Genomic DNA, 21,351 nt, shown 5'->3' with positions numbered 1-21,351 from the left:
TCAGTAGACGTAGACGGGCGTGCCCACGGGAACCTGATCGAACAGGCTCATCACCGCCTCATTGCGCATCCTGATGCAGCCATTGCTGACCGCGCGCCCGATCGATCCGGGTTCCGTCGTGCCATGGATGCGGATCGCGGTATCCTGCCCCTTGTCGTTGTAAAGATACAGCGCGCGCGCCCCCAGCGGGTTGCTTGGCCCGCCCGGCATGCCGTTTTCCCACTTGGCGTATTGGCCGGGATTGCGCTTGATCATGTCCTGGGTCGGCGTCCAGCTTGGCCATTCGACCTTGCGGCCGATGCGTGCCTTGCCCTTCCAGACCAGTTCGTTCTTGCCGACCGCCACGCCATAGCGGACAGCCCTGCCCGGCGCGACGACGTGGTAGAGGAAGAAGTCCTTGCTGACCACGACGATGCTGCCGACTTCGAAATCATTGCGGATCGAAACCTCGGTCGGGGCATAGGGGTCGCGCGCATCGGCGGCGGCGGGGGTCACTTGCGCGGCCTGCGACATCGCCAGCGACGGGGCGACGATCAGCGGCAACGAAAGCGCGATCATTTGACGGCGGTTCATGGTTGGTTGTCCTCAAGCCTGTATGTCTTCTGTATTGCCAGCAAAATACAGGACGGAATGGCCCGCTTGCAACTCAAGAGGCCGTATTTGACATATTTCGACTTGACCGACGCCATCGCCGATCACAACTGTTGCCCCATGAGCAACGTCAGACGCCTTGCTTCCGCCTGTTGCCCGGGCACCAGGTTCCGCCGCGCCACGCGGCGTGCGGCGCATATTTGCCGTGGGCGGGGCGATCGCGCCTGCCGGTGTCATGTCGATGCGCGCCCGGCGATCGCGGGCCCGATCCGGTATCCCGACCCATCGACGATGGACGAGGCCGCGCCACGCATCCAGATCCCGCGAGTTGTCCCCCGCGGTCCCCAGGCGCCACCTGTTTTCCCAACCATGCCGACATATAACCGCATGATCTGGGGAAACGGACATGACCACCCATACCGAAATTGACCTTGCCATACCCGGCATCAACTGCGCGTCCTGCGCAGGCCGGGTCGAACGTGCGCTGAACGGCCTTGGCGGCCTCCGCGACATCGCCGTAAGCCCAGTGACCAAGCGCGCGCATATGCGACTGGACGGCGCGACCCTGCCACAGATCGACGCCGCGCTGACGCAGGCCGGCTATCCGCCCGAGCTGACGACGACCACGCTGGATGTCGCGGGGATGAGTTGTGCGTCCTGCGCCAGTCATGTGCAGCGTGCGCTGTCCGCGCGGCCGGATGTCGTCTCGGCCAGTGTCAATTTATTGACGAATTCGGCCAGCGTCACGCACGCGCCCGGACTGGCTCCTACGGAACTGGTGCAAACCGTGACCCGGGCGGGCTACGCGGCCCAGACCCCGGATGGTCGCACCGCCCCTCATCCGCAGCGGGACGAAGCCCTGATGCTGCGGGGTGATTTCCGCCTGGCGCTGATGCTGACCCTGCCCGTCTTCATTGCGGAAATGGGCGGGCATGTATTCCCGGGATTTCATCACTGGCTGATGGGTCTGGCCGGGACGACACCGCTGTGGCTTGCCGAAATGCTGCTGACGGCGATCGTCCTTACGGTGCCGGGACGGCGCTTTTTCACGATCGGCGTGCCCGCGCTGTTGCGTGGCAGGCCCGAGATGAACAGCCTTGTGGCGCTGGGGGCCGGGGCGGCCTTCCTGTTTTCCTCGGTCGTGACGCTTGCGCCGCAGATCGTGCCTGCGGCCTCTCGCCACGTCTATTTCGAGGCGGCAGCGGTCATCGTCACGCTGATCCTGATGGGTCGATGGTTGGAAGCACGGGCCAAGGGACAGGCGGGCGAGGCGATCAGGCGCCTTGTCGAACTTGCCCCGGATCAGGCCACGCTTATTCGTGACGGACGCGACATGCAGGTAGCCGTGTCCGACCTGCAACCCGGCGATCTGGTCCGGCTGGCGCCGGGAGAACGCGTCGCCGTCGATGGCCAGATCACCGAGGGGCATGGCCATATCGACGAAGCGATGCTGACCGGAGAGCCTGTGCCCGCTGAAAAGGCGCCGGGCGATCCCGTCACCGGCGGCACGGTCAACGGAATGTCGGCGCTGACTTATCGGGTGACCGCGACAGGAAAGGACACGGCCCTGTCGCGCATCGTCGCGATGGTCGAAACCGCACAGTCCGCCAAGCTGCCGGTGCAGGCGCTGGTGGATCAGATCACACGGATCTTCGTGCCGGCTGTGATGTCGCTGGCGGCGCTGGCCTTCGCCTTGTGGCTAGCGTTCGGGCCGGGACTGGCCGAGGCCGTTGTCGCAGGCGTCGCTGTCCTGATCATCGCCTGCCCCTGCGCGATGGGACTGGCGGTGCCGGTGTCAATCATGGTCGGAACAGGTCGCGGGGCAGAGCTGGGCGTTCTGTTCCGGCGCGGCGAAGCACTGCAAAGGATGGCCGAGGCCGACCGGATTGCCTTCGACAAGACCGGCACGCTGACCCTTGGCCGCCCGACGCTGACACGCATCGTGACGACCGGAATATCCGAAGCTGACGCATTGCGGCTGGCCGCGGCGGCCGAGGCGCGATCAGAACATCCGCTGGCGGCGGCGATCCTGTCCGCGGCCACGGCCAGAGGGCTGGATCTTCCCGACGCACAGCTTGCGAAAGCCACCGCAGGGCGCGGCCTGTCCGCGCGCACCGATGGCCGCGACTTGCTGATCGGCAATCTCGATGCGCTGAAAGAAGCTGGCGTTCCCGCCGGCCCGGCGCTCGTTGATGCGGCCGATCGCGCCGCAGCCGACGGGGCGACGCCCGCACATCTGGCGATCGACGGTGTCCACCGGGCCTGCTTCCTGCTGGCCGACCCCGAACGTCCCGAGGCCGCGCAAACGATCGCGGAACTGGGTCGCATGGGTCTGCGCTGCGCGATGCTGTCGGGCGACCTGCAGGCCACGGCTGACGCGGTTGCCCGACGTCTGGGCATCGACGAGGCCCAAGGCGCGCTGCGGCCCGATGACAAGCTTGAGGCGATCGAAAGGATGGGACCGCGCACGATCTTCGTCGGCGATGGAATCAACGACGCGCCCGCGCTTGCCGCGGCGGGCAGCGGCATCGCCATTGGCAGCGGGACCGACATCGCCATCGAATCGGCGGACGCGGTGCTGATGTCGGGCGATACCTCGGGTGTGGTTCGCGCGATCCGGCTGGCCCGCGCGGTGATGCGCAATATCCGGCAGAACCTGTTCTGGGCTTTTGCCTACAATATCGCCTTGATCCCGGTCGCAATGGGGGTTCTGGTGCCCTTCGGTGGCCCGGCATTGTCGCCGATGCTGGGCGCCGGGGCGATGGCGCTGTCGTCGGTATTCGTCGTCGGCAATGCCCTGAGACTGAGGAGAGCGACGTGATCGGAAGACGACTATTCCTTGCACTGACGGCCCTGAGCGTTCTGGCCATTCCCGCCCCCGCGCAAGAGGCGCCGCGCCTGCTGATCCTGGGCGACAGCCTGGCCGCAGGCGATGGGCTTGCACCCGATGACCAGCTTGTTCCGGTGCTGTCGCGCTGGCTGGACCGGCATGGCATCCAGGCCCGGATCGACAATGCCAGCCTGCCCGGCGACACGACGGCTGGCGGACTGGCCCGGCTTGGCCCGGAAATGCTGGATCAGGCGGACGCGGTAATGGTCGAGCTTGGCGGCAACGACATCCTGCTGGAGATCCCGCCTGCGAAGGCCGAGGCGAACCTGGATGCGATCCTGACACGCGCGGGCGCGGACGGTCGTCCGGTCCTGCTGGTCGGCATCATGGCGCGCCCGACCGACCCGCCAGCCAAGCAGCGGGCCTGGGCACAGATGTGGCCGCGATTGGCCGAACGCCATGATGCGCTGCTGCTGGAAAACCTGTATGCGCCGCTGATCGTACTGCCGCCCGAACGCCAGCCCGAGATGATCCAGCCCGATGGGATCCATCCCACGGCCAAGGCGGTCAATCTGATCGTCGAAGATCTTGGCCCCAAGGTCGCCCAGCTTCTGTCACGCATCACACCCTGACATCGCGCCGCGCCTTTCGGGCGCGGCGCATCAAAGGGATCAAAGGATCAATGGTCGGCTTTTTCCATGTCGCCCATCTTGTGCATGGCCTTGCCGTGCGCGGGCTTGCGGTGGTTGTCCACCGGCACATCGACCTGTTCGGTCCCGCAATCGCCGAAATCCAGCGTCAGCGGAATCGTCTGGCCATCCTCAAGCGGTGATTTCAGCCCAAGGAACATGACGTGATCGCCGCCGCGTGCCAGTTCGTGCGTGCCATAGGCAGGGATCTGAAATCCCTCCTCGACCTCGGTCATCTTCATCACCCCGTCAACTTCGCGGTGCGTATGCAGTTCGACCCGCTCGGCCACATCCGAGGACACCCCGGAAAGGCGGCAATCGCGATCCGCATGGTTGCTGAGAACCATGAACGCAGCACCGGTCACGGGGTTCGCGCTGCGGGCATATGCGTCCTGCACGTCGACTCCGTCATGGGCGGCGGCAGCAACGGGAATCAGTGCCGCGACAGCGGCAAGATATATGGACTTCATGTTGATCTTCCTGAATGTCGTGTTGTCAGACTGTTATGATGAAAGACAATCACGCCGGAGGATCGCGCGCCGCGGCGGGCGGCGCCTGACGCGTGGGCATCGTGGTCGCGGGCTGAAACGCCTGAACGGGCCTCACCCGCGGCGACGGCGCCGGGGGCGGATCTGGCGACACTGCCGCGGCCATCATCGCCAGTGCCATGTCAGGGCACACATGCGCCCGACCGTCAGGCCGGCCATCCGCGCCGAAGCTGACAACGACCCCTTCGCCGGTGCACAGGACCATCTGCCCACCGATCTGAACCGTGCCGCGCGCCGCGCCCAGCCCGATGCCGGTCAACATCAGGCCAAGGATCAGGCAAATTCTCAACGCCGAGTTCATGCGTGACAGAATGGCGCAGTCACCGTGTTTCTTCCAGAAGCCATTCTGTCGCATCCGGTGTGGTCGCAACCAGGTGCCAGGTGATCACCGGCAGGTCATAGGGATGCATGTCCCGGATCAGCGCGATCAGCGCGTCGCGCCGCCCCTCATGAGTCTTGAGGACCAACCGGATCTCGGTTTCGTGCTTGATCGCACCCTGCCAGTGGAACAGGCTGACGATCTCTGGCTCAACATGCGCGCAAGCCGCCAGCCGCCTTTTCAGCGCCGCGCGGGCGATGTCTTTCGCCACCCCGGACCCGGGACAGGTCGTTTCAAGATGCAGCATTCGTTCACCCCCTGATGCCACCCATAAAGCCCAGAACAGAGGGACGACAAGAGGTCAGGACAAACGCGAAAGCCCCGCCGAAGCGGGGCAGGCCTAGGCGCCAGTTCGCAAGGATCAGGCCTGAAGTTCGGCCGGCCCTTCTTTCTTGGCGATCTCGCGCTTGATCTTCAGCGCGCGGGCCGACAGGTCGATGTCTTTCGACTTGGCCAGGAACTCGTCCAGGCCGCCACGGTGATCGACCGAGCGCAGCGCGGAAGCCGAGATGCGCAACGAATAGCTGCGACCCATCTTTTCCGAGGTCAGCGTCACGTCATTCAGGTTCGGCAGGAACCGCCGACGGGTCCTGTTGTTGGCGTGGCTGACATTGTTACCGGTCATCGGGCCTTTGCCGGTCAGTTCGCAGACGCGCGACATGGTGTTTATCCTTCGTCTCAACTTGGCGGGCGTCCCCTGCAGACGGGTCCGACCCAATGTGAAAGGGCGCCGCGTCGCAGCGCCCGAAAATCCGTTCGCGGGTGATTACAGCGCGCGACGGGCCGCGTCAACCGGGAATTGCCGCAAATCAGGGGATCGGTTGCCCGCCTGACGCCTGCCACTGGTCAGGCATAGCGACGTTCGGCCTCGATCAGTTTCTCCTTGCGCCACAATCCACCAGCATACCCCGTCATGCTGCCATCCGCGCCTATGACGCGATGACACGGCACGACCAGCGCGATTCGGTTCGTCGCATTGGCACGTGCCACAGCGCGTGTCGCGGTCGGCTGTCCGATCTGGTCCGCAAGCTGGCCATAGCTTCGGGTCTGACCCGCCGGAATATCCTGCAAGGCGCGCCACACCCGACGCTGAAACTCCGTGCCGTGCAGATGAACGGGGATCGAGAAACGCGGAAGATCGCCTGCAAAGTAGGCGCCAAGCTGCGCCTCGACCCGGTCGATCACCCCGCTGCGCCCCAGACCCACGCGCCCGCCGACAAGGCCCGACAGCTTTCGCAGCCCTTCGGGCAGGGCCTTGCGGTCGATGAACTCCAACAGATGCAGCGCCTCATCGTCTGCGATCGCGATCATGCCGCCAAGTGGCGTGTCGATCCAGTCGGCACGAAGATCGCCGCCGCCCCGCATTCGATGCGGCGGGTGGCCGAACAGTCGGGCGAACGCGGTCCGAAACCCGCTGGCCGAATCAAACCCCGCGTCAAGCTGTGCCTCGATCATCGCCGCCCCCTTTGTCAGTATCCGCATTCCGTGCTGCAGCCGCGCCGCCCGCGCCATCTGCAGAAAGCTTTGTCCGAAATGTCTTTGAAATGCACGTCGCACCGTGGACGGATCCAGCCCCATGCCGATCAGATCGGCCTCGGACCAGCGGCGGCCCGGATCATCCTTCAGATCCGCCATCAGTCGCATGACAAGCGCCTCTCCTTCCGCGGTCGCCCCGATAGGACGGCAGCGCAGACAGGGGCGAAATCCCGCCGCGCGCGCCTGTGTCGCGTCTGCGAACCAACGACAGTTCTCGGGGCGGGGCTTGCGCGCCGGACAGGTCAGGCGGCAAAAAATGCCGGTTGTCGTCACGCCGACCAGCGCCCGTCCCTCGTAGGCCGGATCACGTGCAAGCAGCGCGTCGTAAAGCGTGTCGGGCGGCGGCAAATCAAGCATGGCAGAATCCTTGTTCATGCCCTTTTCTAGCCGATTCGCTGCCGGAATGGGGCGCGAAATCGGGCGTCTAATCCACCCGACGCGACAAGTCTTCCAGCATTCGCGATGCCGCCTCGCCCGGCGCCATCTCGCCCGCCGCCACGGCGTCGCCCAGCCTGCCAAGCCGTGCCTTCGCATCAGCTTCGTCCAGCCTTGCCAGCAATCCGGCGCGCAGTTCGGCCATGAACCAGTGACGCGCCTGCGCGGCGCGGTTGCCGTCGAAATGCCCATGTTCGCGCCGCCAATCGGTCAGCGTCGTCATGTCGTCCCACGCGCTTTCCAGGCCGTGTCCGGTCGCAGCCGACACCGCCACGGCCTTGGGAAACCCGTCCGGATCCTGTGGTCGCTTGCGCAGCAGGCGCAGGGCCCCGGCATAATCGGCCACGGTGCGGCGCGCGGTCGGCAACAGGTCGCCATCGGCCTTGTTCACAAGGATCAGATCGGCCATTTCCATGATGCCGCGCTTGACGCCCTGCAATTCGTCGCCCCCGGCAGGTGCCAGCAGCAACACGAACAGATCCGACATCTCGGCGACCAGCGTTTCGGACTGTCCGACCCCGACGGTCTCGATCAGCACCACGTCGAACCCTGCCGCCTCGCACAGCCGAATCGCCTCGCGCGTGCGCCGTGCGACGCCGCCAAGCTGGGCGTTGGACGGGGTCGGCCGGATGAAGGCGGCAGGATTGCGCGACAACGTCTCCATCCGGGTCTTGTCACCCAGGATCGAACCGCCCGAGCGGGTCGAGGACGGATCGACAGCCAGCACCGCGACCCGCAGGCCGCGTTCGGTCAACATGGTTCCGAACGCCTCGATAAAGGTCGACTTGCCGACGCCAGGCGTACCCGACAGCCCGATCCGCAACGCCTGGCGATCGGGCAGCGCGGACAACAAGGCGATGGCCCGTTCGCGATGATCGGGTCGCGTCGATTCGATCAGGGTGATCGCGCGGGACAACGCGCGCCGGTCGCCCCTGATCAGCGGTTCAAGCAATTCGTCCATGCGTCCCCAACGGAAACGAAGACCGGATGTCTCCGTATCATCGTGGATATTTGCATGGCGGCGAAATGCCAAGCCTTACGGGTGCGCGCGCAGATAGGCGATCACGGCGTCGATGTCCTCGGTCTTCTTCAGCCCCGCGAACGCCATCTTGTTCTTGGGAAGAAAACCCTTGGGATCGGCCAGATAGCCATGCAACGCCTCGTCGTCCCAGACCATGCCGCCCTCAGCCGCTTCCTGCATGGCCGTCGAATACTTGTAGTCATCGACGGCGCCCACCTGACGATCGACGACGCCGTTCAGCATCGGGCCGACGCGGTTCTTCGCGCCTTCGCCGACCTGGTGACAGGCCTTGCATTTCTTGAACACGTTTTCGCCCGCCGCGACCAGTTCCGGGTCTGGTTCGGTGGCCGCCGCCTGTGCGTCGCCGTCACCTGCCGCAGCGTCGGCCGTTTCGACCCCGGCAGCAGCTTCGGTCGCCTGCTCGGCAGAGGCGTCCTCGACCGGCGCGTTATCAGCCGGCGGATCTTCCGAGTTTTCCTGGACCGACTCTTCGTCGCCATCACCGTCGTCCGGATCGTCCGGCGTCACGTCCAGAACCGAGGCATGCATGGTAATCTCGACGCTGTCCTTGCAGTTTTCCATGCAGGGTTCGCCGCTGAATTCGGGGTATTCCGTTTCTTCGCGGTCATCGACGATGAAGCCATCCGCGTTGGGCATCGCGACGTCCAGAAAATTGTCCCGGGACAGCACGAAGTCATCCTCGACCAGATAGTTCGAATAAAGGATATAGGCGGTGATCGCATAGGTTTCGTCGGGGGTCAGGATCTGCGCCTGCCCGAAGGGCATCGAGCGATGGACATAATCCCAGACGGTCGAAAGATGCGGCCAGTAGCTGCCCACCGTCTTGACCGGATCCCTGCGATCCAGCGTATCCTCGCCGCCTGCCAGCTTGGGCCAGTTTCCCAGCCCCTCGGCAAAGTCGCCATGGCACGCGGCGCAATGTTCAAGATATTTTTCCTCGCCGGTCATCACATCGCCCGACCCTTCGGGCAAACCGCGCCCGTCGGGCATGATCTTCACATCCCATGCGGCGATTTCCTCGGGCAGGGCCTCGCGGCCAAGTCCCATCCGGCCTGCATCATCCTGTGCCAGCGCCGGACCGGACGTTACCACGCCAAGCGCCACGGCCTTAAGAAACTTCGACATTTTCCGCGCTCCCGTCTTGCTTGATCCACCAGGTCTGAATGGCATTGTTGTGATAGACCGAGTTCTCGCCGCGGATCGCACGCAGCGCCGACTTGGTCGGCTGCACATAGCCGGTGTCGTCCATCGCGCGCGACTGCAGCAGCATCTCTTCGCCCTGCCAGTCGTGATCCAGCCAGAACCGTGTCATCTGCATCGGCTGCCCTGGCGCTGCCAGCCGGGCCGTCTTCCATGTCTTGCCGCCATCGACCGAGACATCGACGCGCGTGATCGCGCCCCTGCCCGACCAGGCCAGTCCGGTAATCACCAGCGGCCCGTTGCCATGCCGGATCGGCACCTGCGGGCTGGGTGCGGTGACGACCGACTTCGCATCCATCACCCAGGTCCATTTGCGGCTGGTGCCATCGGCCAGCGTGTCGGTGTATTTGCTGGTCTCTTCGCGGCTTTCCACCGGACCGTCCGTCACTTCGATGCGGCGCAGCCACTTGACCCACAGGTTGCCTTCCCAGCCGGGCACGACCAGCCGTGCGGGATAGCCATGTTCCTTGCGCAGCGCCTCGCCGTTCGCCTTGAAGGCCAGCATGCAATCGTCCAGCGCCTTCTCGATCGGGATCGAACGGCCGTTCGAGCTGGCATCGGCCCCCTCGACATAGATCCACTTGCCCTCGGGCTTGACGCCGGCTTCTTCCAGCAGCGTCTTCAGCGGGATGCCGACATATTCCATGTTGTGGATCATACCGTGAGTGAACTGCGAACCGTTCAACTGCGCGCCAGCCCATTCCATGCCGGTATTGGCCGCGCATTCGCAGAAATAGACGCCCGAGTGCCGTGGGAAACGCTCCAGATCCTCGTAGGTGAAGACCAGCGGGCGATCGACAAGCCCGTTGATCATCAGCCGGTAATCGGGCTTGGCCAGTTCGATTGCGCCGGAATGGTGACGCTCGAACGCGCAGCCGGCCGGGGTGATCGTGCCGTCCAGCGCGTGGATCGGCGTGAAGTTGATCGAACTGATCGGATCGGCGGTCAGCCAGGGCACGTTGCGGCGCACCACATCGGATTCGAAGCGGATCGGCAGGCCATAGGGCGTCTCATCGACGCCCTCGCCCGTATAGCGGGCCCAGTCCTGAACTTCGGTGATCAGCGGATCGGGGCCGCCTTGCGCGCGGGCGGACAGGGCGGCGGCAGGCAATGCGACACCAGCCGCCAGCCCCGCCCGCAAGATGCCGCGGCGGCTGGTCGTGACAGATTTTCCGGCCATGTGGGTGGGTCCTTCCTCAGTCTCCCGTGACGGTGATAGAGTTGTTGGGCGCGGTTGCGACCGTGCCCTGTTTGCGGATGTAATCCTCGACCACATCCCAGATCTGCGGCCCCTCGGTGCCTTCGTTGACCGAGGCCCAACCGGCGATGACATAGTTCCGGGCCGGATCGATCGGCGCATTTTCCTTCAGCAGCATCATGTTGCTGATCCGGTTTCCGATCTCGGCATAGGGGTCGATGGTGTAGCCAAGCCCACCCACGCGAACCATGTCGCCGCCCTGCTGGTAGTAGGGATCTTCGTTGAAGATATTGTCGGCCACGTCTTCCATGACCGTCTTCAGCATCTCGCCCGACATCTCGGTGCGGTAACACTCGCCATAGGTCATTGACGTGACCGAATGGATGTCCTCGCGCGTGATGTCGCCCGGCAGGACCGAGGCGCCCCAGCGGACGCCGGGTGACAAGGCGATCTCGGAGTCGCGTTCGGACAGCATGGCCTCGCAGATCAGATCGTCCCAGCTGCCGTTGAAATTGCCGCGCCGATACAGCAAGCCTTCCGACTTGCCGATCACTTCGGTCAGATCGGCCTCGTAGGGGGCGCGGATCTCGTCGATCAGACCGGCCATCTCGGCATCCGGTTCGATCACGTCCGAAAAGATCGGGATCAGCTTGTGGCGGAAACCCATCATCTTGCCACCCTGAACGTCCAGATCGACCCGGCTGACGAATTTGCCGTGGCTGCCGCTGGCGATGATGATCGTCTCGCCGACCAGCACGGGTTCGGGAATGGCGTCGTGGGTATGGCCGGACAGGATCACGTCGATCCCCTTCACGCGGCCAGCCATCTTGTGATCCACGTCAAAGCCGTTATGCGACAGGCAGACAACCAGATCGACGCCCTCAGCGCGCAGATCGTCCACCACCTGCTGCATCCGTTCCTCGCGGATGCCGAAGCTGTATTCGGGGAACATCCAGCTTGGATTGGCGATCGGCAGATAGGGGAAGGCCTGACCGACAACGCCCACGCGCAGGCCGTTCGTCTCGAAGATCTTCGATGGCTCGAACGCCGGCTCGTCCCATTCGACGTCGAAGATGTTCGCCCCCAGCAGTGGCTGATCCATCATCTGCATCAGTTCCTGCACGCGTTCGGTGCCAAGGGTGAATTCCCAATGCGCGGTCATCGCCTGCGAACCCAGCAGGTTCATCACCCGCACCATATCCTCGCCGCGGGTCTGCAGGCTGGTATAGGAACCGTGCCAGGTGTCGCCGCCATCCAGCAGCAGCGAGTTCGGACGGGCCGCGCGGATCGCCTTCACAACTGTTGCCACCCGGTCGAAGCCACCCATCCTGCCATAGGTCTTGGCCAGGTCGACGAAATCCGGATATGTCAGCGCATAGGCGTCGCGGCTGCCCGGCTCGATTCCGAACATCTTCTGATACGCCTCGCCCACGACATGCGGCGCCCGGCCCTTGGCTTCGCTTACGCCGATATTGGTGTCCGGCTCACGGAAATAGATCGGCTTCAGATGCGCGTGACAATCGGTGACGTGGATCAGGGTCAGATTGCCGAAATCGTCGAACTGCAGCAGTTGGTCCTGCGTCAGTGCCTGCTGTGCAAAGGCCCGCGGCAGGTTGCCGAACCCCAAACCCGCAAGCGCGGCCGAGCTGGCAAGACCAAGCTGCAACATTTCGCGGCGAGAGATCATCGGCATTCTCCGTAAATATTCATATACGTGCAGTCGTTAAGGCGAAAAAACCCGCGCGACCGATCGGACGCGCGGGCATGGTTCAGTGACGGACGCTGACGCCCTCGACCGGCAGGCCGTTGCCGCGCGACGCGACATACAGTTCCAGCGCACGGAATTCATCGCTGCCCATGGGAAAGGTTTCGGCACGGGTATCGCGGATGCAGCCCCGGAAACGGTTGTGCTGCGAAACCAGACCGGCCTGCTTCAGACGATAGACGGGAAAGCCGTTGGTCTGACCCTGGCTCAGGTGGTCCGCACGGATCCAGTCACCGAAATGGTCCTCGTGACAATTGGCGCAAGCCAGTTCAAGCTGCCCATACCGCGTATAGTACATCTCCTTGCCCTGCTCCCAGAAGGGCTGGGCAGGGCCGTCGATCGCGACGTCCATCGGCATGCCGCGCGACTGCATCGAGATCAGGGCGGTCAGGTTCTTCATCCTGTTACCGTTCCAATCCAAGGCTTCGGCCTGCATGCGGTTGGTGCGGCAGTCGTTGACATAATCCTCGACCGACCACAGCGCGCCGTCCTTGTTGACCTTGGGTGTGGTCGCACGAACGCCTTTCATCGACTCGGACACATCCTCGTGGCAGGACGCGCAGCTTTTTCCGGCCTCGCCCTCGACCATGTTCCATTCGTCCATGCCCTGATCGACGAAGATCATGCCGGGATTTTCGAAATCATCCGTCTGCATGGTCTGCGTGTCCGGGTCCCGGAACAGCCAGCCCGAATAGATCTCGTCCAGCGCCCCGTCCAGGTGTTCGGGGGCGGGTGCGGCGGTCTGCAGTTCGACCTCACCCCCGTTGATGACGATCGGATCGGTCGATTCCGGGACCGTCTCGGCCAGCGCCGGCAGGGCCAAGGCGCAGGCCATCGCGGCCAGTGCAGCCCTGCGAAGCGGGATTGTCATGTTCTCTCCTCCCTTGGTTGGCACCCGGCCGATCATTGTTCGCCGGCCGGGGCGACCTTGCCTGGGGTTTCGTCCCGTGTCGTCAGGACACCTCGACCGAATGCTTGTCCTCGTAGACCGAGCCGTCGTCGTCGTACCAGGTAAAGACGAACTCGCCCGATTCCGGCACCTTGGCCTCGAACTCGAAATACGGGTTCGTGCTGATGGCAGGCTCCATGGTGACATCGATGACGTCGGTGCCGTTGAAGGTCACATGGAACCGGTTGATGATAGAACGCGGGATGATATTGCCATCCTTGTCCTTGCGCTGACCCGATTCCATCGGATGCGAGATCAGCGTCTTGATCTGGATCACCTCATCCTTCGAGGCGGTCTTCGGGACGCGAACACGGGGTTTGACGTTGTCTGCCATATCTTGTTTCTCCTTCCCGCTCAGCCGCCGCAGCCGCCGATGGTGACCTTCACATTCGACGATGTCCGGACGAACGATCCGTCGGCCAGTTTCGCGACGGCCACGACATCCTGCGTTTCTGCAAGCCGAATTCGGGTCGAGGCCATATGGGCGCCAGCCAGTTCACCGAACTTGAAGGTTGCAACGGGGGGCGTCGGGTTGCCCGGTGCAAGGACCAGGATCTCCGAGGCGCCCTCGGCTTCGACGCTGATCGGCACCGTATTGCCATTCTCGGCGATCTCGGGCGCGGTCAGGGTGACGCCATCGCCTTCGGCGACCTCGGCCCCGCCAGTGAATTCGGCGATCAGTTCGTCGGCGGTCTTCTCGGCCGCGCCGTCCTGCGCCATCGCGGTCAGGGGCAACGAGGCAAGCGCCGCCGCCCCAGCACCCACGACCAGAACTTCTCGTCTGTCGATCTTCATTGCTGCAATCACTCCTTCAGCGTCGCGATATAGGCGACGACGTCTTCGATCTGCTGCGCGTTCAGCAACGGCGGCAGCGGCTCGGTCCCGGCCTTGCCGGTGAACGCGTCGCCGGGCCGGACATAGCCAGCGGTCTTGTACAAGCTGGGCATCATCGATTCGGGGAAGGTCCGCTTGGCGTCCGCCACGATGCCGCGCAACTGTTCGACCGACCAGCGATCGCCGGCACCGTCCAGCGACGGCCCTATATTGCCCTGAAATTCGGCATCGGTCCGTGCACTGATCGCGTGGCAGGCAACGCAGTTGCCGGTGCCCTTGTCGGCATAGATCTTTGCGCCTTCTTCAGGATCGCCTGCGGTATCGGACAAGGGCTCAGCAATTGCACCGATATCGTCAAAAGCTACATCCTGCGGCGCGGTCTCGGCGGCAAGGGGCATGGCCGACGCCATCGCCACAAGTGCCGCCGCTGCCGTAAACGCGGCATGGCGTGGCATGAGTTTCCTCCCTCTCGTCTTCTCCCTGTTGCGACAAAGGTAAGGGGCATCGCGCACATAATGCAACATAAAATTCGCATTTGAGTATATGACTTTTCGCAACGCATCCGGTAAGCCGCTGAAACTGCGGCGCGTTCGCGCGCCACCCCCTGCAACGCTTGCCAGAACCGGGCCAAGCGCCTAAGTCTTGTGGATCGTCTTTGAAGGAATTTCGCCCATGCGGCGCCCTGTATCCTGTCTGGCAATCGCCTGTGCCGCGCTGCTTTCGTTGCCTGCGGCGGTTTCCGTGACGGCTGTCGCACATGCGGCCCAGATCGCGCGAGACAGCGTCGACTGGCAAGCCGCCCCGGTGCGGCTGCTGATGGTCGAGGCCAAGGGCTGTATCTATTGCGCCGCTTGGAACCGCGAGATCGGCCCCGGCTATCCCAACTCAGCCGAGGGAAAGGCCGCGCCCTTGCTGGTGACGGATATCGACGGTCCGTGGCCCGATGGTGTCGTTCTGGACCGACGCCCGACCATCACCCCGACCTTCATCCTGCTGCAAAATGGCGACGAGGTCGCGCGGCTTGAGGGATACCCGGGCGATCAGTTCTTCTATCCGCTGATCGACGACATGCTGTCAAAGGCGGGCTTGCAGGCCGCAGACATGAGGGAAGACGGATGACACGTTCCGCACAAGACATGATGATCGGCGAGCAATCCCCCGCCGTCCCACTGCCTATGGACGAGAACTGCGGCAGCCTTGCCCCGGCCGACATGATCGAACGGGCAACCGAGGCCGCCGCCTTCATGAAGGCGCTGGCCCATGAGGGCCGCATGATGATCCTGTGCCATTTGTCCGCAGGCGAAAAGACCGTGACCGAACTGGAACGTCTGCTCGGCCAGCGTCAGGCCGCCGTCAGCCAGCAGCTGGCACGCCTGCGCGCCGAAGGGCTAGTCAGTTGCCGCCGCGACGGCAAGGCGCGGCTTTATTCCGTGTCGGATCCCCGTGCCGAAGAGGTGGTCGGCCTGATGTACCGGCTGTTCTGCGCGGGCTGAGACGACGGCGCCGGATATTGCGATCGCAGGTGATCCATCACATCGGGATCGGTTTATTCATCCGATAGCTTTTCGCCGGGCTTTCGCCCCGCGCGCGCTTGGGCTAGGCAGCGGTCAAGCAATTCCAGCCAAGACGGTAAAACGCCATGCATGACATCCGTGCCATCCGTGAAAATCCCCAGGGCTTCGACAACGCGCTGACCCGGCGCGGCGGCGTGGCGATGTCGGCGCAGGTGTTGGCACTGGATGCCGACAGGCGGGCAAAGATCGCCGCCGCGGAAACCGCACAGGCCGAACAGAACCGGGCCAGCAAAGAGGTCGGTGCCGCCAAGGCCAGCGGGAACGAGGCGGAGTTTCAGCGCCTGCGTCAACTGATGGCCGACAAGAAGGCAGATATGGCCAAGATGCAGGCCGAGGCTGCGCTGCTGGACGGGCGGCTGCGTGATCTGCTGATGGGCATTCCCAACCTGCCGCTGGACAGCGTTCCAGACGGTGCTGATGAAGATGACAATGTCGAACTGAAACGCTGGGGCGCCCCACGCAATTTCGATTTCGACCCGGTCGAGCATTTCGAGATTTCTGGCGTTCGGCCCGGCATGGACTTTGAGACCGCCGCAAAGCTGTCGGGCAGCCGCTTCGTCCTGCTGAAGGGCGCGGTGGCGCGCCTGCATCGCGCGCTGGCGCAGTTCATGCTGGACCTGCACGTCACCCGCCACGGGCTGGAGGAAACCTGGACCCCGGTTCTGGTGCTGGAAGAGATGATGGTCGGGACCGGACAGCTGCCGAAATTCGGCGAGGACAGCTATCAGACCCGCGACGGATACTGGCTGATCCCCACCGCCGAGGTGACGCTGACGAACACCGTGCATGGCGATCTGGTCGATCAGGCGACTTTGCCCCGCAGGATGGTTGCGCACAGCCAGTGTTTCCGGTCCGAGGCCGGCAGCGCCGGGCGCGACACGACGGGGATGCTGCGCCAGCACCAGTTCGAGAAGGTCGAGATGGTGTCGATCACCGATGCAGAAAACGGACTTTCGGAACACGCGCGGATGACCGGTTGTGCCGAGGCGATCCTCGAGGCGCTGGACCTGCCCTATCGCACCATCGCCCTGTGCACCGGCGACATGGGATTCGGCGCACGGATCACCCACGATATCGAGGTGTGGCTGCCCGGCCAGAACAGGTATCGCGAGATCAGCAGCGTCAGCTATTGCGGTGATTTTCAGGCGCGCCGCATGAATGCGCGGTATCGCCCCGAAGGTGGCGGCAAGCCGGAATTCGTGCATACGCTGAATGGCTCGGGGCTGGCGGTTGGCCGCGCCCTGATCGCCGTGCTGGAGAATGGCCAGCAGGCAGACGGATCGGTGAACTTGCCGGCGGCGCTGCACCCATATCTGGGCGGCGCGACGGTTCTTGCCGCGAACGGTATCTTGGCCTGAGGCCTTGTCGGGCCCGCCTCGGCGACGACGACGATATCCGAAACCTAAGGCCACCGTGCTGCGTTGGCCTGTATGTCTCGCGCTGGCCACATCACGCATATCCTGATCGCCACTGGCTTTGTCGCCAGTGGCCTGGCGGTCGTGATGCATTCGCGTGGCCTGCCCCGACTGGAGGAAACCTACGGTTCGGGCGGTGCGCTGACGTCGCTGTCACCCGACCTCGCGGGGCGAACCTCCTCGGACCTGATCCAGCACCTGTATCTGCGTCCGGAAAATCCCGTGATGTGGGCGCTTCTGGTCGTCCTGTTCCTGCTGGTTCTGCTTGACGCAGGCGGAGAGGTTATTGAATCGCCTGCAAGGAAGCGGCGTGGCGGACATGGCGTTTGTCCGGCACTTGCCCTGGCGCTGATCGGGGGCGCATTGTGGCCTTGGCTGGACGGTCAGGAACCGCTGATCGCGGCCGTTTGCGCCATCCTGACAGCGATCAGCGCAACAGTCGCATCGGTTCGCGCATCAAACCAGCACCGGCCCGCGATCGGTTTTCTGGCAGGATGGAGCACCGGTCTGGCCGCCGCCTCGCTGGCTGCCGTCATCGCAGAGCAAGCCAGCTTGGGGATAAGCCAGACCGCGATTGTTGCCATACTGCCGGCGGCGATCATGGGTATGGCGGTCCAGCACAGGCTGGGACGCAGCTTCAGCTATTCCGTCGCGCTGATCTGGGCGTTCTGCGGACTTGCCGCGACCACGATGGGAACCGCGCCGATGGCGGCGCTGGCGGCGATCCTTGGGATTACCGCCATGACCGCCGCGCTGATCCGCGCCGCAAGCTAAGCCAGCGATCAGCCCCCTTTGGGTCGCTGGCGGTTCTTGTGTTTGGACAACGCGCCCGACTGGCTGATCTTCGTGGCTTTGTGGCGATACGGGTTGTCGCCGCCCTGATCGCGGAAGAACAGCCGGATCGGCGTGCCCGGCATATCAAAATCCTCGCGCAAGCCATTGACAAGATAGCGCTGATAGCTGTCCGGCAGCTTGTCGGTATGGGTCGCCTTGACGATGAATGCAGGCGGACGGGTCTTGACCTGGGTCATGTAACGCAGGCGAATCCTCCGCCCACCCGGCGCGGGCGGTGGGTGGCTTTCGGTCATCGCCTCCAGCCAGCGGTTCAGCTTGGCGGTGGACACGCGGCGGTTCCAGACATCGTGCGCCTTCAGCACCGCGGCATGCAACCGATCCAGCCCCTTGCCGGTCCGCGCCGAGACCGTGACCAGAGGCGCGCCTTTCAACTGCGGCAGAAGCTTTTCGAAACTTGCGCGCAGTTCGTTCAGCTTGTGCGGCTTGTCGTCCTCCAGATCCCACTTGTTGGCGGCGACGACGACGGCCCTGCCTTCGGATTCGGCGAAATCGGCGATCCGCAGATCCTGCTGCTCGAACGGGATGGCGACATCCAGCAGCACGACGACAACTTCGGCAAAGCGCACAGCACGCAGACCGTCCGCCACCGACAATTTCTCGACCTTGTCGGTGACGCGCGCCCGTTTGCGCATCCCGGCGGTGTCGAAGATCCGCATGGGCGTGCCCATGAAGTCGGTCGTGACACTGATCGAATCGCGGGTGATCCCGGCCTCGGGACCGGTCAGCAGCCGATCCTCGCCGATGATCCGGTTGATCAGTGTGGATTTTCCCGCGTTCGGCCGCCCGATCACGGCCAGTTGCAGCGGTCGCGCGGCCGAGGGGCGCCAGTCCTCTGCGCCCTCGCCCGCCTCGGCCTCGGCTTCGGTCAGATCCACGTCGGTTTCGGCGGCGACCGGCGCCGGGCGCGCGGCCTCTACCGCATCGGACAACGGCACCAAGACGCGATACAGGTCGTCCATCCCCTCGCCATGCTCGGCCGAGATCCGCAGCGGCTCTCCCAGGCCCAGAGAAAAGGCCTCCATCGCGCCGTCTTCGCCCGCGCGTCCTTCGGCCTTGTTGGCGGCCAGAATGACATGGCGGGCGCGGCGGCGCAGGATTTCGGCGAAATATTCGTCTGCCGCCGTGACGCCCACCCGCGCATCGATCACGAACAGGCAGATATCGGCCTCGTCCACCGCGCGTTCGGTCAGCCGGCGCATGCGTCCCTGCAGGCTGTCGTCATCGGCCATTTCAAGGCCGGCGCTGTCGATCACGATAAAGCGCAGGTCGCCCAGACGACCGGCGCCTTCACGCAGGTCACGAGTGACGCCGGGCTGATCATCGACCAGCGCCAGACGTTTCCCAACCAGACGGTTGAAAAGGCTTGATTTACCGACATTCGGCCGGCCAACGATGGCGAGGGTGAAACTCATCTGAAGGCGTGCAACTGGCCGTCGCGCGACAGCACGAACAGGGTTTGACCGGCGACCACCGGGGCCGATGCCGCGCCGCCCGGGATTGCAGCCTGACCGACCAAGCCGCCCGAGGCTGGATCGAAGGCGCGCAAGACCCCGTCAGAGGAGGCAACAAACAGACGACCGCTGGCCAGCACAGGCCCGTAATGGCCATAGATGCGATCCTGCTTCTTGATCTTCTCATCGGTGTAATAGGGCAGATCGACCCGCCAGATGACCCCGCCCGTTGCGGCATCAAGCCGGATCAACTGCGCCTGGTCGTTGACCGCAAAGACCGATCCACCGGCGACCGTGACGGGGCTGTTCGCGCCGTCCTTGGCGGACCAGGCCTCGACGCCACTGCCCATCTCGACCGCATTGATGCGCCCGGAAGACGTTCCCCCATAAACAGCACCGCCAGAAATGACCGGATCCCCGGTCATGTCACGCACCCAGGTGATCGCACGACCGATACGGCTGCCAGCAACCTGCGCTGTCCACAGCGTCGCGCCGGACTGCGTGTCCGCCGCCATAAGCTGCCCCGACGAGAACGGGAAGATCACGGTATTGCCCTGAACCGCAGGAACCGCCACGCCCATCACGCCAGAGCTGGACCGCGTTCCGGCGGTCTGCCAAAGCACCTTGCCGTCGGCGGCACGAACCGCCCATCCGACATTGTTGCGCGCGACCGTATAGACGACACCGTTCGCGACGGCGGGACCGCCACCGATCGGCGCGTCCACCCGTTGACGCCACAGCACCTGCCCCGAGGCGGCATCCAGTGCGACCAGCTCGCCGAAGCCGGTGGTCACGAAGACCCGACCGCCTTCATAGGCCAGACCACCGCCGGATGCGCTGTTGCCGTTCTCGCGGACCGGGGTGATGTCGGTGCTCCAGGCGGTACCGCCGGACAGGGCGCTGGCCGTCACCCTTGCACGACTGTCCAGCGTGAAGACACGGCCCCCGCCCACGATGGGATCGGCGGCGATGCGATGACGGCGATCATTGCCCTGACCTATTCCCGATGACCAGATCCGTGTCGTTCCGCCGCCGCTTAGCGCGACGTGTCCGGGCTGATGGGCGGCGTTTCCGCCGCGATGGGTCCACTCGGCGTTCGCGCGCGGTGCCGCCAGCGACAACGCGGTAGAGCTGACCGGAGCAGCCCCTTCGACGGCCGGCCCGTCCGGCGAAGTGACGGCCAGCGGGTCCAGCCTTTCACCGGGCAGGATCACTTCGCGGTCGCCGCAGGCCGACAGGCTCAGGGCGGCCGCAAGGGTCATGGTCAGTCGCAGCGTGGCGGTCATGCGCGCCTCTCCCTCGTCGTTCGTCGTTGGCCGGGCTTATCTGTCAGCCGGCTTGCATGCTGTCGGTCGGCTCGGGCTCGACCCCAAGCGCGATCATCATCTCGGAGAGGCGGCGACGCAAGGCTTCGCTGAGGCCATCCTTCTGCTGAATCTGCCGGATCAGCGTGATCGCGTCATCGGTCCGCCCCGCCTCGATCAACGCGACGGCCTTCTGTTCCAGCGCCAGCAGTTCGAACGGCGCACCGGATCGTGACAGCCGCGCCAGAATCGCGTCCCGTTCGGACGGATCCATTTGCGACCCGTTCAGCATGACCAGCTTCAACTCGGCCAGATCGTGCAGCACGGAATCCTGCGCCTCGGCGCCGGCGACGCCCCGCAGCGCTTCGGCCGCCGCGTCATTGCCGCCGTCGCGGACCCAGCCCGAAGCCGCCAGCAGCGCAGACAACGCCTCGCGCCCCTGTGATCCGTCTGTATCGACGGCCAGCAGTGCCGCCGGATCTTCCGACGATTCGGCCGTCAGCACGGCGTCGCCCCACGCCTCGGCGTCGGCACGCTGCCGGGCCTGATCGTATTCATACCAGCTGACACCGATGACCAGCAGCAGGATCAGCGCCAGCGCGATCCAGCCATAGCGCCGGTAAAGGCCGAACAGCCTGTCGCGCCGAAGATCCTCGGTCACCTCGTCGATGAAGCTGTCGTTCTGATTGGCCATCGCCGCAAAATCCGCAGTTTTTCTTTCGCAGGCAGTCTTATACCGTGCAGAGTGGGATTGCC

The 21,351-nt window shown here is 64.4% G+C and carries 23 protein-coding genes; 6 read left to right on the top strand and 17 right to left on the bottom strand.

Features of this window, described 5'->3' with window-relative positions:
* Entirely contained in the window at positions 1-573 is a 573-nt protein-coding gene (locus J7359_RS06505) for a L,D-transpeptidase (RefSeq protein ID WP_209055796.1), read from the bottom strand.
* A gap of 424 nt (positions 574-997) precedes the next feature.
* Here J7359_RS06505 and J7359_RS06500 point away from each other — a divergent pair, with 424 nt between their 5' ends.
* Both J7359_RS06500 and J7359_RS06495 read left to right on the top strand, forming a co-directional pair.
* Entirely contained in the window at positions 998-3,412 is a 2,415-nt protein-coding gene (locus J7359_RS06500) for a heavy metal translocating P-type ATPase (RefSeq protein WP_209055794.1), read from the top strand.
* Entirely contained in the window at positions 3,409-4,053 is a 645-nt protein-coding gene (locus J7359_RS06495; protein ID WP_348524343.1) for an arylesterase, read from the top strand. Before J7359_RS06500 ends, J7359_RS06495 begins: the two co-directional genes overlap by 4 nt.
* A gap of 47 nt (positions 4,054-4,100) precedes the next feature.
* Here J7359_RS06495 and J7359_RS06490 read toward each other — a convergent pair whose 3' ends face one another.
* From J7359_RS06490 to soxX, 13 genes are all read right to left on the bottom strand, one after another.
* Positions 4,101-4,580 (bottom strand): copper chaperone PCu(A)C, encoded by a 480-nt coding sequence (locus tag J7359_RS06490; RefSeq protein ID WP_209055793.1) that lies wholly within the window; start codon positions 4,578-4,580, stop codon positions 4,101-4,103.
* Between the two features lie 49 nt (positions 4,581-4,629).
* Complete coding sequence (locus tag J7359_RS06485) at positions 4,630-5,013, bottom strand: hypothetical protein (protein WP_209055791.1); 384 nt, start codon at positions 5,011-5,013, stop codon at positions 4,630-4,632.
* Positions 4,979-5,284, bottom strand: a complete 306-nt coding sequence (gene cutA / locus J7359_RS06480) for a divalent-cation tolerance protein CutA (protein WP_209055789.1) — start codon at positions 5,282-5,284, stop codon at positions 4,979-4,981. The genes J7359_RS06485 and cutA overlap by 35 nt, the downstream gene beginning before the upstream one ends.
* Before the next feature lie 114 nt (positions 5,285-5,398).
* Complete coding sequence (gene rpmB, locus J7359_RS06475) at positions 5,399-5,698, bottom strand: 50S ribosomal protein L28 (protein ID WP_209055787.1); 300 nt, start codon at positions 5,696-5,698, stop codon at positions 5,399-5,401.
* 185 nt (positions 5,699-5,883) lie between these two features.
* The gene (locus J7359_RS06470; RefSeq protein WP_209055785.1) at positions 5,884-6,930 is read right to left on the bottom strand and encodes a trifunctional transcriptional activator/DNA repair protein Ada/methylated-DNA--[protein]-cysteine S-methyltransferase; all 1,047 of its coding nucleotides are present in this window, start codon (positions 6,928-6,930) and stop codon (positions 5,884-5,886) included.
* A 67-nt stretch (positions 6,931-6,997) separates the two neighbouring features.
* The gene (gene meaB / locus J7359_RS06465) at positions 6,998-7,969 is read right to left on the bottom strand and encodes a methylmalonyl Co-A mutase-associated GTPase MeaB (protein WP_209055783.1); all 972 of its coding nucleotides are present in this window, start codon (positions 7,967-7,969) and stop codon (positions 6,998-7,000) included.
* A 75-nt stretch (positions 7,970-8,044) separates the two neighbouring features.
* On the bottom strand, positions 8,045-9,175 hold the full coding sequence (locus J7359_RS06460; RefSeq protein WP_209055782.1) for a c-type cytochrome: 1,131 nt from the start codon (positions 9,173-9,175) through the stop codon (positions 8,045-8,047).
* Complete coding sequence (gene soxC / locus J7359_RS06455) at positions 9,159-10,430, bottom strand: sulfite dehydrogenase (RefSeq protein ID WP_209055780.1); 1,272 nt, start codon at positions 10,428-10,430, stop codon at positions 9,159-9,161. Before soxC ends, J7359_RS06460 begins: the two co-directional genes overlap by 17 nt.
* A gap of 16 nt (positions 10,431-10,446) precedes the next feature.
* A complete protein-coding gene (gene soxB, locus J7359_RS06450; protein ID WP_209055778.1) occupies positions 10,447-12,135 on the bottom strand; it encodes a thiosulfohydrolase SoxB in 1,689 nt (562 codons plus the stop codon).
* 82 nt (positions 12,136-12,217) lie between these two features.
* Complete coding sequence (gene soxA / locus J7359_RS06445) at positions 12,218-13,084, bottom strand: sulfur oxidation c-type cytochrome SoxA (RefSeq protein ID WP_209055776.1); 867 nt, start codon at positions 13,082-13,084, stop codon at positions 12,218-12,220.
* 82 nt (positions 13,085-13,166) lie between these two features.
* Positions 13,167-13,496, bottom strand: coding sequence for a thiosulfate oxidation carrier complex protein SoxZ (soxZ, locus tag J7359_RS06440; protein WP_209055774.1), 330 nt, complete (start codon positions 13,494-13,496; stop codon positions 13,167-13,169).
* A 20-nt stretch (positions 13,497-13,516) separates the two neighbouring features.
* Positions 13,517-13,957, bottom strand: coding sequence for a thiosulfate oxidation carrier protein SoxY (gene soxY / locus J7359_RS06435; RefSeq protein ID WP_209055772.1), 441 nt, complete (start codon positions 13,955-13,957; stop codon positions 13,517-13,519).
* A gap of 8 nt (positions 13,958-13,965) precedes the next feature.
* Entirely contained in the window at positions 13,966-14,451 is a 486-nt protein-coding gene (gene soxX / locus J7359_RS06430; RefSeq protein ID WP_209055770.1) for a sulfur oxidation c-type cytochrome SoxX, read from the bottom strand.
* A gap of 217 nt (positions 14,452-14,668) precedes the next feature.
* Between soxX and J7359_RS06425 the strand changes: the two genes are divergently transcribed.
* The 4 genes from J7359_RS06425 (at position 14,669) to J7359_RS06410 (ending at position 17,759) form a co-directional block, all read left to right on the top strand.
* Positions 14,669-15,115, top strand: a complete 447-nt coding sequence (locus J7359_RS06425; protein WP_247740225.1) for a thioredoxin family protein — start codon at positions 14,669-14,671, stop codon at positions 15,113-15,115.
* A 56-nt stretch (positions 15,116-15,171) separates the two neighbouring features.
* Complete coding sequence (locus J7359_RS06420; RefSeq protein ID WP_209056039.1) at positions 15,172-15,489, top strand: metalloregulator ArsR/SmtB family transcription factor; 318 nt, start codon at positions 15,172-15,174, stop codon at positions 15,487-15,489.
* Positions 15,490-15,635: 146 nt separating this feature from the next.
* The gene (serS, locus tag J7359_RS06415) at positions 15,636-16,928 is read left to right on the top strand and encodes a serine--tRNA ligase (RefSeq protein WP_209055768.1); all 1,293 of its coding nucleotides are present in this window, start codon (positions 15,636-15,638) and stop codon (positions 16,926-16,928) included.
* 72 nt (positions 16,929-17,000) lie between these two features.
* Positions 17,001-17,759, top strand: coding sequence for a hypothetical protein (locus J7359_RS06410; RefSeq protein WP_209055766.1), 759 nt, complete (start codon positions 17,001-17,003; stop codon positions 17,757-17,759).
* Between the two features lie 8 nt (positions 17,760-17,767).
* On the opposite strand, the gene der is transcribed toward J7359_RS06410, so the two are convergent.
* From der to J7359_RS06395, 3 genes are read right to left on the bottom strand one after another with little or no spacing between them, the layout of a single operon-like run.
* On the bottom strand, positions 17,768-19,252 hold the full coding sequence (gene der / locus J7359_RS06405) for a ribosome biogenesis GTPase Der (protein ID WP_209055765.1): 1,485 nt from the start codon (positions 19,250-19,252) through the stop codon (positions 17,768-17,770).
* Positions 19,249-20,577, bottom strand: a complete 1,329-nt coding sequence (locus tag J7359_RS06400; protein ID WP_247740224.1) for a PQQ-binding-like beta-propeller repeat protein — start codon at positions 20,575-20,577, stop codon at positions 19,249-19,251. The genes der and J7359_RS06400 overlap by 4 nt, the downstream gene beginning before the upstream one ends.
* Before the next feature lie 43 nt (positions 20,578-20,620).
* On the bottom strand, positions 20,621-21,289 hold the full coding sequence (locus J7359_RS06395) for a tetratricopeptide repeat protein (RefSeq protein ID WP_209055763.1): 669 nt from the start codon (positions 21,287-21,289) through the stop codon (positions 20,621-20,623).
* Between the last annotated feature and the right edge of the window lie 62 nt (positions 21,290-21,351).

The sequence above is a fragment of the Paracoccus sp. R12_2 genome (genome assembly GCF_017744015.1).
Lineage (GTDB): Bacteria > Pseudomonadota > Alphaproteobacteria > Rhodobacterales > Rhodobacteraceae > Paracoccus.
This window is presented reverse-complemented; position numbering and strand designations above follow the sequence as displayed.